This window comes from Lewinella cohaerens DSM 23179, from assembly GCF_000379805.1.
In the GTDB taxonomy this organism is placed as follows: Bacteria; Bacteroidota; Bacteroidia; order Chitinophagales; family Saprospiraceae; genus Lewinella; species Lewinella cohaerens.
In genome coordinates this window covers 71,892-86,464 of sequence record NZ_KB903552.1, presented here as the reverse complement: position 1 = coordinate 86,464, position 14,573 = coordinate 71,892, and the positions used below count along the sequence as shown (strand labels likewise).

Genomic DNA, 14,573 nt, shown 5'->3' with positions numbered 1-14,573 from the left:
AGTTTCAATCCTTATTCTAATGGATACCGATCTGGAAGCCGCCTTTCTGCTTAATCTACTGAAAATCAACATAAAAGCACGAATTTACTTTTAGCATTATGCTCATTTTTCCCCTCAATGTCAAAGAACTTTGGTTCATTTCTGTGATAATTTCGGAAGGTTAAGTTGTTCGTAATGAGTTGCTTATGCTTGCTTTGGAGTGGATGTAAAATAAATTGCTCCCCGGAAGCCTTTCCTTATTGTGTACACACATTGCGATAGGTACAATTTACGCATCTTTTGCGGTATTTGGTAGCTTTGGGATAATGATTTTGGGTAATGACATGGCTAATAGCGTTGGCCGCCTGCTGCACTTCTTCGATGTGCTCAGGGCGTACAGGTATCTCTACCAACTTGTTTTGGCTACGGGTGTACACCAGAAAGGCCCGCTTTACAGATTGTCCGTAATTCTGTTCAATGAGCCACGCATAACAATAAAGCTGGGTACGGTAGGTCTCAAAAACTTTGTCTTTGTAGACCGCAAATTTGTAATCAAGTGGTGCCATCGTACCGTCCTCCAACCATAATACTTCGTCGACTTCGCCACGCAAGCTTTCATTGCTGAGGTATTGGTTGAGCTGCTTGTCAACTACGCCAATACGGCGGCGTAGGTAATCCGCATTTTCCCGGGCACGTTTCAGGTGTACCTCTCGTCCCTTTATGACCTTGTAATATTTCTCTTCGTACTGGGGTATATCCAGAACATATTCGAAGTAAGTGTAACGAGGGCAATAAAGATATTCGATAATCTGGGAGGGGGTGATGCTTAGGGTGTTCAAAAGAAAAGTGCTTTGACTTGATCTGTAACTAATTTTTTATCCAGTGCCTGCCCCAGGCATACGGTTTGACGCATGGCGGAAGGGCCCATCGGGAAGATGTAGACCTTGTCGGTTTCTTCATCAATTTCCTGAGTTATTTGCAACTCAAGTACGTCTTTTTCCTCGGTAGAGATTGTACCCAGAAATACGGAATATTGTACCCGGTACAGGCCAGCCTGTTTGCAATACTTGGCAATCCGAGTCCGGGCGCGGTCATTGACGATGTCGTACATGATCCAGGTGTGCATTATTGGTCGGGGTTGATCAGCTCATTAGCGAACTGGTGGGCTACAAATTGGATGATGTTGCTGCGGGTTTGGTTGCGGCCACGGTAACGGATGCGCTCTTCTTCAAAATGTTTATTGAAGCGTTCAATCAGTAATATTTTTCCTTCTTTATTCAAGCTTACGCCATTGGCCAATTGGTCTACGTGATCCTGGCGAACTTTCTTGCCGGAAAATAGCCGAAAGACGGGTTCTTCGCCAAAAATCCGGAAGGGTTCAATAAAATCGTACACCAGGCTCTTGTAGTTGTAACCATCACGGTGCAGAAAACCAAGGTGAGGGTCGAGCCCCGCGAGAATCAACGCTTTTTCTACCCGACTGTAAAGAATGCCGTAGGCATAGTTAAGAAAAGCATTGAATGGATCAACTGCTGGCCTCGAGCTGCGCCCGGCAAATTGATAATGCTTAGGCAAAACAGCACTGAGTACTTCAAAATAAAGCCGCCCTGCGTTTCCTTCCAGTCCGCGAATGGTATCAGCTACCTCACTGATATGATCACTACTCAGGCCAGTGAGCTTTTCCCGGAACACGATGATCCGCGCCAGGCGTTCCTGAAGATAGTCATCTTGCTGGGGGCGGTGGCTGGCGAGGCGTTTTATAAAACCGATTTGATTTTCCAGTTTACTCCCTAACCATTGCTGGGTATAGTGCAGTGCTTCTGTACCCAAACTGGCGCGTAGTTGTTCTTTACGGATCAGCGTGGTACTCCCCAACTTACTGTGCCAGACCCTGCTGTAGGGGTGTCCGCTGCCGTCGAGGAAAACAATGTCAACATTGTGTTGCATCGCCAGTTGGATAGCGTCAGCAGAAAGCGCAACACCTTTGTTGACCCAAAAGCTTTTCACCTTTTGCGCCGCAAATTGGTTTTTAAGAACCTGGCCTTCTTCTTTACGTCTGACTTCAAAGAGCTGGTCTTTGACGTGCAGGTAGGTGCCGTAGGTGTCAAGATGGATCTGCATGATCTGGGCTTTAAAGATGAGTGCGTTCAATGGTACCATAACCCCGGGCAACGGATTGGCCTAAACCCACGTGATCAGGGAGTACTGCATTGGTCGTAAAATTTCCGAGAAACATCAACATTGTTCTATTTTTAAACTTGGCTTTAACCTTTCGGCAATCGTTGAGTTGTGCATTAATTTCCCCTTCTACCCAGTGCCCGATACCTTTAAAAAAGGACAGCATATTGTTTCGTAAAACCCGCTCCAGAAACACCTCTTGTTCATCATCAGGCAAGGCATTGTAACGGGAGAAGTTTTTTTGGCTAAGGGCAAACCAAGGCGTCAGCAGTCGGTAGTGGTGAAGGCTGGCAGATAAGCCGGGTTCGTACTTACGACTATTGATCTGCTTATTGTGAATGGGCAACACCCAATCGTCGACCTGTAGGTTTTCCAAGTCAAAAAAGTGTTGCATCAGCATACTCGCGCCCTCCCCCAAACCCACGAGCATAGGCGTCTGCCGCAAAACCTTGTACTGAATAAGCGGATAGCGGTATATAGTGCTACCGTCCGGCCGATGATTATGCCACAAGTCCGAATCCGCGCCAAACTGCCGACTAAAGTAGCCGCGCAGCTTGTGACCATCGCGCTGGCTGAGGCGGAGGTCGGGGAAGGTGATGGTAGTTTGGTGCATGGGGGTGGGGGGTTAGATTAGCAATGGACTATCGTCGAGGGTTGTTCATAAACCAGCCCCACTTCTGAATCGTATTTACAACATAAATAGATATAAGGGTCTTGGTTATCCGGATTTTTTAAGGTTTGAAAACCTTTATGTTCCAGGCTGAATATTTTTTTCCGGCGGATAGAGAGTTCGTGCTGGGCTTTTTCCATAGGGTTGGCGTTAATTAATTCTTCGTAATAACAAGCGGGAATAATACTCACCGTATCCAGTCCTTCCCTGGTGTAGATACCGTCCTGAGACATTACGTCTTTGATAAAATGATTATGTCGCTGAACTTTCGCGTAAGCACTTCTACCCTCCAAGAAACCCTGGTGTTGTTGTACCTCAAAATGTTGGTATACGACATCCACTAGCCCAAGTAATTGTTCTTCGGATAGCTTTTCGCCGTTGAGGGCCTTTAATTCGTTGAAAGTGTTGTCTAAAACGCCATCTACCTCGGTATAAATAACTTCTCTGGTAACCTGCTGTTCCCGACACACGATGACCTTGGTATCCTTTTTCTGACGTTTCCTGTTCACCCTTCCTGCCCGTTGGATGATCGCATCTATCGGCGCATTTTCCGTAAAAAGTATATCAAAATCAATATCTAAAGACACCTCCACGACCTGGGTCGCTACCAATAGCAGTGACTGTGCTTCTTTTTCCTTCTGTAAGATGAGTTGCTCTTTCTCTAAACGGTGCTTCTGAATAAAACGCGAATGGTAGCAGATGGTATCGGCAGCAATGCCCTTGTAGGCTTGGTACAGCCTGATGGCTTCATCTACTGTATTGACTACAATGAGCACTTTTTTTCCCGCTTTAAGGGCTACAATAATCTCAGTTTCAAGACCATCTATCAAGCAATCTCTCACCTGAAATTCATTGCGTTTTTTCTTGAGTAATTCCACATCACGAACGATTTGGGTTTCCCCTATTTCCAGTGTTTGCTGTAAAAGCATTCTTAGCTTAGTTGGCATGGTAGCAGTCATGATAAAAAAACGAGCATGGAATGCCGACTTCAGGTATTCAATGGTAGAAATGATTAGCCCTAGCGTATACGGTGCGTACAGGTGGATTTCGTCGATAATTATCCAGCTTTTCCAGGTATGGAATGTTTTTAACTCCCAGTAACCAAGGTTAAACCCCTGAGTCAATACCTGGTCGATGGTGCAAACATTGACGTTTCTAAAGAACGTCTTGTCCATTAGATAATCACCTTTGTGGTAGCGATCTTCCTCATCAAGCTCTTTGCGGTAAAAGAAAGCAGAAGAATGAATGACTGCTGTTTCTTCCTTACCAAAGTATTGTTGCAAACGGTTATATATGGCATTAGAGGTGACACGCGTAGGGAGTAGATAAATAATCTTTTCGCGTTCCTTTTTTTGCGCAGCCCACAACAGTGCCGCCTCCGTTTTTCCGCTTCCCGTAGGAGCAATGGCTAAGACATGGCCTACCTGCTGCTTACTGGCCAGTTGAAATTTCCGCCAGTGGAATTTCGCTGCAATCTCCGGCTTGTTTTCGGCAATAAGCTTTTGGATGATTTTTCCCCTCAATTCATTTTCAGAAGTTGACAATTCCCCCCCCAACAAACCGTGATTAGATCCACTCCAATCTGCGGTATTGAGCAATGCTTTATAGAAGATGTATGTTCTGCGGTCTTCCTGCTTTAAGTCTACAGATTGATTATAAACACTCTTGAAACTCTTATAGAGTTGCTTGGTAGTTGTAATTCTTGCCAGTCCTTTGGCCAAGTTTGGAAATATCAGAAAGTCTACCTTTTGTTGCTCAATTCTGTAGGCTAGCTCCTCCAATAGTTCAGTAAGTTCTATTTCGTTTAACTGCAAAGCTTTTTCCAGCCCATTGTTCTTTTTAAACAATTCATCGGTGAGTGGCTTATGATGACTGAATACGGCCATCAATGGCAAAATATCTTTGGCAAATACATCTCTGTTTGCGGCCCAGAGTAATACTCCGGAAAAGAATTCGTGCCGAATATGATTGTCCCAGTGTTTTACCCGTTTGGTGATACGCTCCTGAAAATTACCCGTTATTTTACCACTATCGTGGAAGAGGGCAGCAAGGAACGATAACTTCCAAAAGTCATCTCTTACGGGCAGTTCATCAACGTATGATTTGTGAAGCTCACGCCAGTATTCAACAACCGTATCCGTATGCTCCAGGAGGGCTTCTCCAGGGCCATAATCAGAAGCCGACTTGGCAATGATGTGATCAAGCATACTAGTTACTGTTGTAGTCAAAGAGTGGGATAAATTTATCCTGGTACTGTATTCCCTCTTTCTTTACGTTCAACTCCATCTCACGACCGACAAAGGAGAGCAGCTGGCGTTGGCTTACAGAGCGAGCACCGTAGTCACTTTCATATTGAAAATGAGTAGGCACATCCAGTGCGATGGGGTCAGTAGTAGCGTAGATCGAAAACTCCGGTTGCGCCGAAGCATTTTGCATGACTTCTTTGATAATATCGCCCGCTAGTAAGCAATAGGCTACTGTTGTACTTTTTACAAGAGGTACTTCATCCACTTCGCAATGAATAACTTTAGCTAAACTATCACTGCTTCCCATCGTAAGGGCATACACCGGTGCTGCAAAACCTGAAGCCAGCAGTTCTATCTTTTCTTCCTCTTCACTACCGTAAACCAAGACGAAATGATTGCCAATGAGCATCTCTCTAAGAACTATGCTCCGATTTTTAAAGGCATCATATTTCCATAAATCAGTGGTCTTGCCTTGATGCTGGCCGTATATCCCCATTTGAAAAGGGGAAGAGGAAAAGAAAGCTTGCGCCGCATTAGGACTAAGCCCCATTGCAGCCCCCGCCAGTCCTACCAGGGTGGTTGGCGGAGGTAGCGCAAAGGTCTTATGGTAATTTTGAAACTCAGGATTCCTAAACGTTGCCGTTTGAGAATACAGCTCCACAATACAGTATTTCATATTGGGGCTATTTGTAGTATTCTTTAATCCAGGCTTCTACTTTTTCGAAGCCCACTTTCAACGATTCCACCGTATCATTGGTGCTCAGAGTAGCTTGTTGGCTGGCAAAAACATGGTCCACCATAAATTTATCGTAATCAGCCGCCACCGTCTGAAGGCCTTTTACATCCACTGCCCCTTGAGAGTCTAGATTCACCGCTTCCAGAAACACCGGATTTTTCACGGTCATACCAGCAGCTGCAATAAACTTGGGCGAGATATCTGCCAGGAAACGACTTTGCCGACCTGAACTCCACAAAGAGCGAAAAGCATCAAGAAAAGCTAAGACCCGCTCTTTTTTCTCTTTATTTTCAATGTAATCACTTTCGTCATAACCAGCCTTGGTAGTTAATCCTTTGCCTACCCGATCCAGTTCGATGAGAATCGTCCCCCGGTACAAGCCCGAGTGTACTTCGGTTTCGTAAATATTCGGTTCGCCACCTTTGTTTGTTCCCATAAAGTTGGTGGCGTAATCCAAATCGCCTTTGTATACAGAAGTAGGCAACGCAAGGAGTGATTCTACCCGCACCGGCGAGGTCCGTTGGCTACGGGCACCAGCATTCATGTACCCAAAAAGATCATCATCGTAATACTTGGCGGGGTCTCCTTCAGTAGCAGGCGGGTTCTTGCCTTCGCCAGGAGTAACATTTGAAATAGGCTTGCCCATTTCTTCTAGTCGGTCACGTAATGCACGGCGTAATGCTTGTGAAGAAACATAGGGTAGTTCCTGCCCATTATCGAGTGTGATTTTCTTGATGGGGTTGATATTATCCACGTCTTTGTCTGCGCCATTTAGGCTAGCGAAAGAAACCTTGGATAAATAAGTAATGGTAATGCTATTCATTGTTATTGTTTTTGAAGGGCTTGAGAACGATGTTGAGTTGATTAAGTGCTGCGATCAGTGCAAACTGTTTGACCAGGTTGAAATTTTCTTCATTGATCTCTGCTTTAAACAAGTCCGCACTGACAACCAGGGCATACTTGTTTTGCATGCGTACAATGGCGTCATTGAACTGTTGTAGTGTGCGCGATTTTTGCAGATCAATAATGTATTTCCTCCCCGTTTTGGCATTCGATTTCTGTGACTGGGGGTCATTTGCATTGTCATAGGTAATGATGGCCCGCCCAATGGAGGTACCCAGCTTAAAAGCTTTTTCCTGAATTTCTTTGTTCATATTTGAAGGAATTAGAGGTTCATATAGCTCGACCAACCGTTTGAGTTGGTTGAAATTTTTGTAGCCGATATTTTCATTACCGATGAGGTAGGTATAGCACTGGTAAAACAGTTGGCAAATTGTCGGCAGGATACTTTTTGCCTGCATCAGTTTACCGAGAACCTTGTTGCGAATACTTCGCTCCATCAGGTAGCTGTTATTCGCATTGCGTTCTGAGGTTTTCATAAACTTCAGGCTTGGCATGAGCTGGTCAAACTGTAAGCCATTAGCTTCCAGGTAGGCGATGGTTCGGACCACAAACTTGAAATTATTGAAGTATTCAAAACTACTGGGGCGCATTGTGCCCGCAAATTTGTCTGCCTTGAAACTGGCCAGCGTAATCACCTGCCGATCAAATTCGATGCCTAAAAAATCATCCCAACCACTTACTGATTCTAACTCCTGATCCAATAAAATCTGCTGATAAATCGAGTAGATAAGCATAAACTGTATCTCCTGCTGGCGGACATAGTCTTTCGGTAACTCCAATGGTTGCTGTTCTGCCCCCTTTTTTGCCTGAAAAAAACTCCAGACTTTGAAGTTTTGCAGATAACTGCGATGAATCAGCGCTTCCTGATCTAGATAAAAACTATGGTGTTGGCGGTAGAGTTGGTATTGGTTTTTAAGTGTATCTGAGTCCAGCAAAAAACCTACGATGCTATCCAAGCCGCTGACGTAGTTATAGAAAGCAAACTTGGGCGCAAAGCGGCTGAGGTACATGGCTTTCCAGCTCATTTTCTGAGTGGTGGGCGAGAGTTGGGAGTCAAAATTACTGAGTCCCTTCAGAAAGGGAGAAGTATTTTGGTTACTCACCAATTTCTGATACGCCTCTCCCGTCAGGTAACACTTTTCTTTCCCAGGAAGGAAATAAGCTGACACAATCGGGTCAAGTCGGGTAATCTTTATGTAAGGCTCATTGAGGAAAATTTTTGCATCTCCTTTTTCTCCCTTCTGAAAAGTGAAACCATCCTCGCCTAGTTCATAATCCTTGATTTTGAATCCTTTTTCCGCATAAAACTTAGCAATAGCCGTAGCAAAATCACTGTCCTCCTCTACCAGGTTAGCGAATTTGACTGCATTTTCTTTGTACTTGGGAGATGGTTGAGGGTCATTGGTTACCAGTGCAGCAAGCCCGTAAGATTTCATCTTGAAAAACGGCGTCGCAGAAAAAGGATCTTTGGTAAAGTAGTACTTGTCTGCCTTCTCCCGGGCGTTTTTACCGCTGGTGTCATACAGTTCCTGCCCCATGAAATAATACAACTGCTCCAGCAAATCGAAAAGCTGCTCTGATTTCAACCAGAGACTATTGCCATCTTCGCTCCAACCGAAAGTGTAGGACGGGAAATCTTCCCGATCCTGGCACACCGTCAGGTACTCGTACACACCCGCAATGCCGCTGTTTAAGAAAACATTTCCCGTGCGTTGAAAAGCGATTTCGGTGATCTTTGCCTGTTTGGCCATGTTGTTGTCTATTTATATTCACAAAACTAACCCCCGCCCCTCCCATATAGTGGGAATTGACAAATTATTACTATTTTCATGCTCGCCTAAAGAGCAATACAAATGCTAAAACAAACATAACTGAAAGACAGAAGTAGATAAAATTCGACATAACGATTACTACAGGTTTACTAAGAGTATATTAATAAAAGTATACTGCAAAGATATGAACACTTTTGACTTGTGTCAAGGGTAAAGTTGTTTTTTGTTTTAAATAACATTATAATTGCACCTTACAGTGCTGATTTTCAATAAAATAAGAATTGAAACTTAATTTACTCTAAGTATACAGCAAAGCTGTTTTCCATTATAATAAGGATTGAATCAGCTTAATACACTTGATCATTTGGCACCTTTTCCCCCTCTCCGCTCCCGCAGATACACCTGTAACGCCTCCGGGTGTAGCACCTCAATTTCCCCCGGCAGGCCCAGGATAAAGCGGCCAATCCCTTTCCAATTGCGGACTTGCCCCTCGAAGAAGGTACCATTATAACGGCGGTGGATGAAGGTGCGCGAAAGCGGAAATTCTTCCAGCAGCAAGTGGTAAGCAGTATTGCTCAGTTTTAGTTTTACGTCCAGCCATTCGTAGCCCGTGAGGCCGAAGATGTCCATGGGGCTGGCCATTCGACCGGGTGTGACGCGCTGTTCCAGGTATTCTACATCCTGAATACGGCTGAGTTTGTACTGGCCCTGGCGGTCTTTATCCATGTCCCAACCGATGAGGTAGCGGTAGTCCTGCGTGATCTCCAGCACTTCCACCCGGCGGTCTTCTACCTTTTCACTCGACAGCGAATGGTAGCCGATGATCTGGACACAAGATTTGTTTTCGAGGGCTACTCGTAAAAGTTGTAGAATACGATTAGCGTGCAACTGCGGCAGGGCGTCCGCCAAAGGGATCATGCTTAGGTTGAGATCAAATTTGTGGAGAATGGCCTGCGCCAGCGGGGAGGTACCCGCCGTTTGTTGGAGGTGGTCTTGCAGGAAGAAAAGCTCATCGGGCTCCAAAACAGATTGCCGCCCTCTTTCTAGTTGTAGCTGCAAAAAGAAGCAGTCGTTTTGGTCTTTGTCGTAATGGTAGCCTAAGTTTTCAATCAGTTGCAGGTCACGATAGAAGGTGCTTTCCGATTGCCCCAGAATATTTCTTAATTGCTTGGCACTTCGGCGCGGTGTCGAGTTGAGCAGACGAATTAATTTAAAAATACGGAGTACGCCTTGTTCGGTTTTACCACTCATAATGGGGTAGATGTTTATTCAGAGATTTCACAGCAATAGAAATGAATACTACTGTATAATTTAAATCTACAAAATTAAATCTACTCAGCAAAGTCCCCTACATCTTCTCCAACACCAGCCATTGATAGGGGCCCAATATCAATGGATTACAAGCAACTGGTGGCCCTAAAAAATGCTGCCAATAACCTCCCTCTGGTGGAGAAAGGTGGATTTCCGTACTGACAGGGCTGTAATTAATTCTGATTTGAATTTGCTGTTCGGCAGTATTCCATTGCCAGGTCAAAAGATGATCGCTTGAATTCAGTAGTTCCCAACGCCCCTTTCGGAGGGCAGGCTGTTGCAACAATTGCAAGAGGTAATCATAAAACGCCACTTGCTGAGGATCAACGGGTACAAGGCCAGGGAGCTGGGACAACATCAAGCCAGCGGTAGAAATTCCGTAAGCAGCCGGATCAAACTCTTCCGGTTGCCGCCCCAACTGTACTGGTAGCCGTTTGCGGCGACCTTCCCATTGCCCTTCGTAGAAAAAGCTTAACCCAGGAAGGGTGTAAGTAGCCAATGCTGCTGCATTAGCTTTAGCTGGTGCCATTTCCGAAAGGATACGATCTTCGTCGTGATTCTCCAGAAAACGCGCAGATTTCGCCTGGAAATCGGTAGCAGCATAAAGGTGCGACCGTACACTACCAAGGTCGCCTTCCAGTAGACGATCACGTAAACGTTTGTCATAAGTAAAATCGAAGCCTTGCTGCTGGAGCGTCCACTCTCGGTCCCAGTAGACTTCCGCGAGAAAGCAGCATTCCGGAAATTTTTCTTTTACACTATAAATCGCTGAGGGCCAGAAATCATGAAGTGTTTCCACTTGATCATGCAGGACGTGCCCCCAGGTTTGGCGAAAGACATCCTCCAGCATGAGCATCGCCATATCGCAGCGGACAGCATCACAGACTTCAGCAACCTCAAGGAGCTGCTCTTGCATAAACGCGTGAGCCGCTGGCGCTGCATAATTGACTTGCACGGTATCTTGCCAAGCGGCGAAATAGGGGTCTTTACCGTGGGCAAAAATTTTCCCTTCGGTGGATGGTGGGCGATAATAAGTCACTTGGTCATGCACCAATTGATCTTCTCCTACTTCCAGAAATACTTCAGGATGTTGTGCTATCCAGTTGCTTTCGGCATGAAAATGATTGGGAACAAAATCCAACATCAGTTTCAAACCATAGCCATTCAGCTTGGTTTTTAGTTTCTTGAGGTCGCCCGGCTGCCCTAGTGAAGGGTGCAAAACATAACGATCTATAGCATAAGGTGAGCCAATAATGTCTTCGTTCGTCCAGTCTGGCAATGCTCGGCTATAAGCCTGTTGCAGGCCGTCTTCCAGTGCATAATCCAGTACATTGGGCCCCGTTTGCCACACGCCCATCAACCACACATAATCGACTCCCAATGCGCCGAGTTGCTGCCAATAAGCATCAGGAATCTCCAACAACGTGGTCGCTGGTCCAAAGCGTTTCCGCCAAACACGGGTATTGATCTCGTAAAGAATTGGATGCATAGGTCTGTTATTGCGCAGAAAATAAATTGAGTCTTCGTTTATTTTTGTGCTGTCTCTCTTATAAATCGTCTAGTTCCTCAATGTTTTTCTTGGTGTGCGAAGGAGGCTGAACGTCCTCCTGCACAAACTGGCACCATTCGCAGTCTTCTTTACCACAACCGGTATAAAAGTCCTGGCGCATGATTTTGTCATAAGTCGTTCTGAGCAAGGCTCTTACTTCTTTCATCTCTGCCGAACTGAAAGCAACCGTCTCAATGGTCAGATCGCCTTCTTTATTGATATCAAGATAAGAAATGGCAGCTGTTTTTACCTTCCGGTTTTCTCCGGTTCTGCTTTCCCAAAGTAATTTGTAAAAGGCCAACTGGCGCCAGTAATTACCGCCTTCCGGTTTGGTGGCCGTAGGCGCTCTCAACTTATTGCGATTATGGCTACCTGTTTTGTAATCGACGATTTGTACCTGACGATCATCCAGCAAATCTATCCGATCAATAACGCCTTTAATGGGTACACCATCCAACTCTACCTGCTGGATTTTCAGTTCTGTCCGGCACTGGGTCGTCCAGGAATCTTTGAATTGCAGGTGATAACGTTGCAAATTCCGCTGCCCCTTGTCAAGTCGCTGAATATATTCTTCCGGGCTAAAATAAGAGCGAACCTTTTCCATTTCTTCCTGAAAAAGTTCTTTTAATACTTTAACAGCAGGAAACGTCCGTTTTTCTTGTGCCAGCATCAGGTTGAAGTAGCGTTGCAGCGCGTTATGCATGGCATGACCATAAGAGGCCGCTGGTCGCTGAATTTGCGGGGCCTGTAAAACCACTTCGTAAAAGAATCTCAGCGGGCAATCCAACATCCGTAGCCAAGTTGAAGGGCTCAATTCAAATCCTTCCAAAAGCTTGGCTACTGCTGAACGCTCCAAGGCTGGTAACATCGGGGTATCAACTTGCTGTAGCAGCTTGAATTCGTAGGCCAAAAGGTCCGTTGTATCCAACGAAACTTCTCTTTCTTCAATACCTGTGGCATCTACAATTTCGTCTACAAAACGGCACGCTTGCTGGGCTTTGTCTTTCGCGTTTTTCTGAGCGTAGGAGATATAAAGGTGCTCCTTGGCCCGCGTGATCGCCACGTAGAACAACCGCCGCCGAGTTTCATCAGCAAAGGTTTCTCCCGAAAGGGTGAGCGTATCCGGCAGGGGAAAACGATTCCCTCTGCGGCGGCCTTCTTCCCATGAACCTTTCGTCGCATCAAGCACAAAGACGGTATTGAACTCCAGTCCTTTTGAGCTATGCGCCGTCACCAAATGAACACCATCTTCCAGCTCGATATCCTTCCGCATCGATAAAGAGAGTCGATTACCATCCATCTGGTCCAGCATCGTCAATAACTCGCTCAATTCGAGGCGGGGGCGTCTCGCGATTTCTTCGCGCAGAAAATCGAGAAAAGTTTTTACGACCTGCACCTGCCAGAGGCGGTCGGGAGCCTGCAAAGCTGCGGCCAATAATCCGCTACCATTGAGTAAATGCTCGACCAACTGTGGCAAGCCAGTATCCGCAACAATAGCGTGGGTAGCCTCCCACCATTCGCCGAGTTTTTTCAGGCGGTCGTGGCTGGCCAGGCCCGTGGGCCATTGATCACTTTGTTGCAGCCACTCGCGCCAGCTGGGGCGTTCTTTGTAGGAGATATTTGCCAGCGCGGCGGCCATCTTGGCTAGATCCAGCGGCAGTATCTCAAAACAGCGATAATGCAACAACTTAAACAAGCGATAATCACCGCTAAAGCTAGCACGTTGCTCGTCGTGCAAATAAGCCAACATTTCCCGAAGCTGCCGGATCATCCTACTGTCCAGAATATTGGTTTTACGGCGGGTCTGGTAAGGAATACCTTCCTTGTCCAGCATCTCTTGCAGTTGTTGTACCTGTTGATGGCGAGCGTAAATGATGGCCATCTCGCTCCAGGGAGTGCCTGCTTGTTGCTGCGCACGCATTTGTCGCATAATGGCTACCGCTTCCTGAAAACTATTGGGATAAACCAACACTTCAGGAACAACTATCGACGCTTGCCGCTGTGGCAAAGCTGCCTTTAAGTTTTTCTCTATCCCCAAGTCGGCCAAGTGGCGGGTGATTCGCTGTTCGTTGTGGGTAATCAGGCCGCCCGCAGCATCGAGCACCGCCTGGGTAGAACGGTAATTTTGTTGCAACAAAACCACCTTGATCTGCTCCTGGTATTGCTCGTAATAATCGACCAGATTCTTAAGGCGCGCCCCCTGAAACTCAAAGATAGACTGGTCATCATCTCCGACGATAAACAGATTGGGCTTGTCCCAAAAAGCAGCCAAAAGATGCAGCAATTCATTCTGGGCACCATTGGTATCCTGGTATTCATCCACTAAAAAGTAGAGGTACTGCTCTTGGTAGCTGCGCAAAAGCAGTTCATTTTCTTTAAAAGCCGCCAGTACCCAGAGAATCATATCAGCATAATCGTAGCGCTTCAGGCGGGCCAGCCCCTGCTCATAAGCCGGATACAGCGCTACTGCAGCCCGCAGTACTTCCATTCTCAACTCCTCAGTTTTGACCTTGTTCTCTTTCAGGTCTCCCGCTTGGTATTGCCCGTATTTGCGTTGGTAACGAAACTCCGGGCGATTGGGTAAATCAGAAAGATAGGCATCAATGGCTTTCTCCAGATAGGCTGGTGTCCAGCCTTCTGTTTTCATCAACTGGACGAGGTCGCGGAGGTGTTTTTCGTAAAAATGGGTGTGGATTTTCCCTCGCCGCAGCGGGTTTTCCATATCCAGGTTATGAAGCAATTCGCGGGTCAGTTCTATTTGTTCTAATTCTGTAATGGGCTCCAGGCCCTGCCGCCCAAAATAAGCGAGGTTTTCCTGAATGACGGTATTACAAAAAGAGTGGAAAGTAAAAATATGCACCCGGTGCGCTTCGGGGCCAATGAGCTCTAGCAAGCGTTCGCGCATGGCACGTACGCCGGCATCTGTGAAAGTCAGACAGAGGATACTTTGCGCCGAGGTATCGGTAGAAAGCAGGATTTGTCCGATGCGAGCCGCAAGAATATGCGTCTTTCCCGTTCCTGGTCCGGCAACGACCAGCACAGGTCCTTCGATCTGTTCCACCGCTGCCCGTTGATCAGGGTTTAGGCGGGCCAGTTCTTTGGTAAATTCCGCATGGTAAAGCGCCGCATTCTTATCCATAAATATTGAGCCTGCTGTAAAAAGCCTCTTGAGGGGCTAAGATAAGGAAGCAAACCGTTTGGGGTCAAATAAGCAGCGAAAAAAGGAGGA

At 46.2% G+C, this 14,573-nt stretch carries 11 protein-coding genes; all 11 read right to left on the bottom strand.

Features of this window, described 5'->3' with window-relative positions; translation table 11 throughout:
• Positions 1-236: 236 nt before the first annotated feature.
• Positions 237-818, bottom strand: coding sequence for a CRISPR-associated protein Cas4 (gene cas4 / locus A3EU_RS0117605; protein ID WP_020537512.1), 582 nt, complete (start codon positions 816-818; stop codon positions 237-239).
• Positions 815-1,105 carry a CRISPR-associated endonuclease Cas2 gene (cas2, locus tag A3EU_RS0117600; RefSeq protein ID WP_020537511.1) on the bottom strand — a complete coding sequence of 97 codons (291 nt, stop codon included), beginning with the start codon at positions 1,103-1,105 and terminating at the stop codon, positions 815-817. The genes cas4 and cas2 overlap by 4 nt, the downstream gene beginning before the upstream one ends.
• A complete protein-coding gene (cas1, locus tag A3EU_RS0117595; protein WP_044086171.1) occupies positions 1,105-2,100 on the bottom strand; it encodes a CRISPR-associated endonuclease Cas1 in 996 nt (331 codons plus the stop codon). Before cas1 ends, cas2 begins: the two co-directional genes overlap by 1 nt.
• A 10-nt stretch (positions 2,101-2,110) precedes the next feature.
• Complete coding sequence (locus A3EU_RS0117590; RefSeq protein ID WP_020537509.1) at positions 2,111-2,770, bottom strand: CRISPR-associated endonuclease Cas6; 660 nt, start codon at positions 2,768-2,770, stop codon at positions 2,111-2,113.
• A 17-nt stretch (positions 2,771-2,787) separates the two neighbouring features.
• Complete coding sequence (locus tag A3EU_RS30950) at positions 2,788-5,034, bottom strand: CRISPR-associated helicase/endonuclease Cas3 (RefSeq protein ID WP_020537508.1); 2,247 nt, start codon at positions 5,032-5,034, stop codon at positions 2,788-2,790.
• Position 5,035: 1 nt separating this feature from the next.
• Positions 5,036-5,749, bottom strand: coding sequence for a CRISPR-associated protein Cas5 (gene cas5, locus A3EU_RS0117580; protein WP_020537507.1), 714 nt, complete (start codon positions 5,747-5,749; stop codon positions 5,036-5,038).
• Positions 5,750-5,756: 7 nt separating this feature from the next.
• Entirely contained in the window at positions 5,757-6,632 is an 876-nt protein-coding gene (gene cas7i / locus A3EU_RS0117575; protein WP_020537506.1) for a type I-B CRISPR-associated protein Cas7/Cst2/DevR, read from the bottom strand.
• Positions 6,625-8,463: a hypothetical protein gene (locus A3EU_RS0117570; protein WP_020537505.1), complete on the bottom strand. Its 1,839-nt coding sequence runs from the start codon at positions 8,461-8,463 to the stop codon at positions 6,625-6,627. Before A3EU_RS0117570 ends, cas7i begins: the two co-directional genes overlap by 8 nt.
• Before the next feature lie 381 nt (positions 8,464-8,844).
• On the bottom strand, positions 8,845-9,735 hold the full coding sequence (locus A3EU_RS0117565) for a helix-turn-helix transcriptional regulator (protein ID WP_020537504.1): 891 nt from the start codon (positions 9,733-9,735) through the stop codon (positions 8,845-8,847).
• Between the two features lie 97 nt (positions 9,736-9,832).
• The gene (locus A3EU_RS30945) at positions 9,833-11,284 is read right to left on the bottom strand and encodes an alpha-amylase family glycosyl hydrolase (RefSeq protein WP_020537503.1); all 1,452 of its coding nucleotides are present in this window, start codon (positions 11,282-11,284) and stop codon (positions 9,833-9,835) included.
• A gap of 58 nt (positions 11,285-11,342) precedes the next feature.
• Positions 11,343-14,483 carry an ATP-dependent helicase gene (locus A3EU_RS0117555; RefSeq protein ID WP_020537502.1) on the bottom strand — a complete coding sequence of 1,047 codons (3,141 nt, stop codon included), beginning with the start codon at positions 14,481-14,483 and terminating at the stop codon, positions 11,343-11,345.
• Between the last annotated feature and the right edge of the window lie 90 nt (positions 14,484-14,573).

Bases quoted from the DNA above. Each gene is read 5' to 3' on its own strand.
- cas2 (WP_020537511.1), bottom strand. From the start codon at position 1,105: ATGCACACCTGGATCATGTACGACATCGTCAATGACCGCGCCCGGACT.
- cas1 (WP_044086171.1), bottom strand. From the start codon at position 2,100: ATGCAGATCCATCTTGACACCTACGGCACCTACCTGCACGTCAAAGAC.
- A3EU_RS0117590 (WP_020537509.1), bottom strand. From the start codon at position 2,770: ATGCACCAAACTACCATCACCTTCCCCGACCTCCGCCTCAGCCAGCGC.
- A3EU_RS30950 (WP_020537508.1), bottom strand. From the start codon at position 5,034: ATGCTTGATCACATCATTGCCAAGTCGGCTTCTGATTATGGCCCTGGA.
- cas5 (WP_020537507.1), bottom strand. From the start codon at position 5,749: ATGAAATACTGTATTGTGGAGCTGTATTCTCAAACGGCAACGTTTAGG.
- cas7i (WP_020537506.1), bottom strand. From the start codon at position 6,632: ATGAATAGCATTACCATTACTTATTTATCCAAGGTTTCTTTCGCTAGC.
- A3EU_RS0117570 (WP_020537505.1), bottom strand. From the start codon at position 8,463: ATGGCCAAACAGGCAAAGATCACCGAAATCGCTTTTCAACGCACGGGA.
- A3EU_RS0117565 (WP_020537504.1), bottom strand. From the start codon at position 9,735: ATGAGTGGTAAAACCGAACAAGGCGTACTCCGTATTTTTAAATTAATT.
- A3EU_RS30945 (WP_020537503.1), bottom strand. From the start codon at position 11,284: ATGCATCCAATTCTTTACGAGATCAATACCCGTGTTTGGCGGAAACGC.
- A3EU_RS0117555 (WP_020537502.1), bottom strand. From the start codon at position 14,483: ATGGATAAGAATGCGGCGCTTTACCATGCGGAATTTACCAAAGAACTG.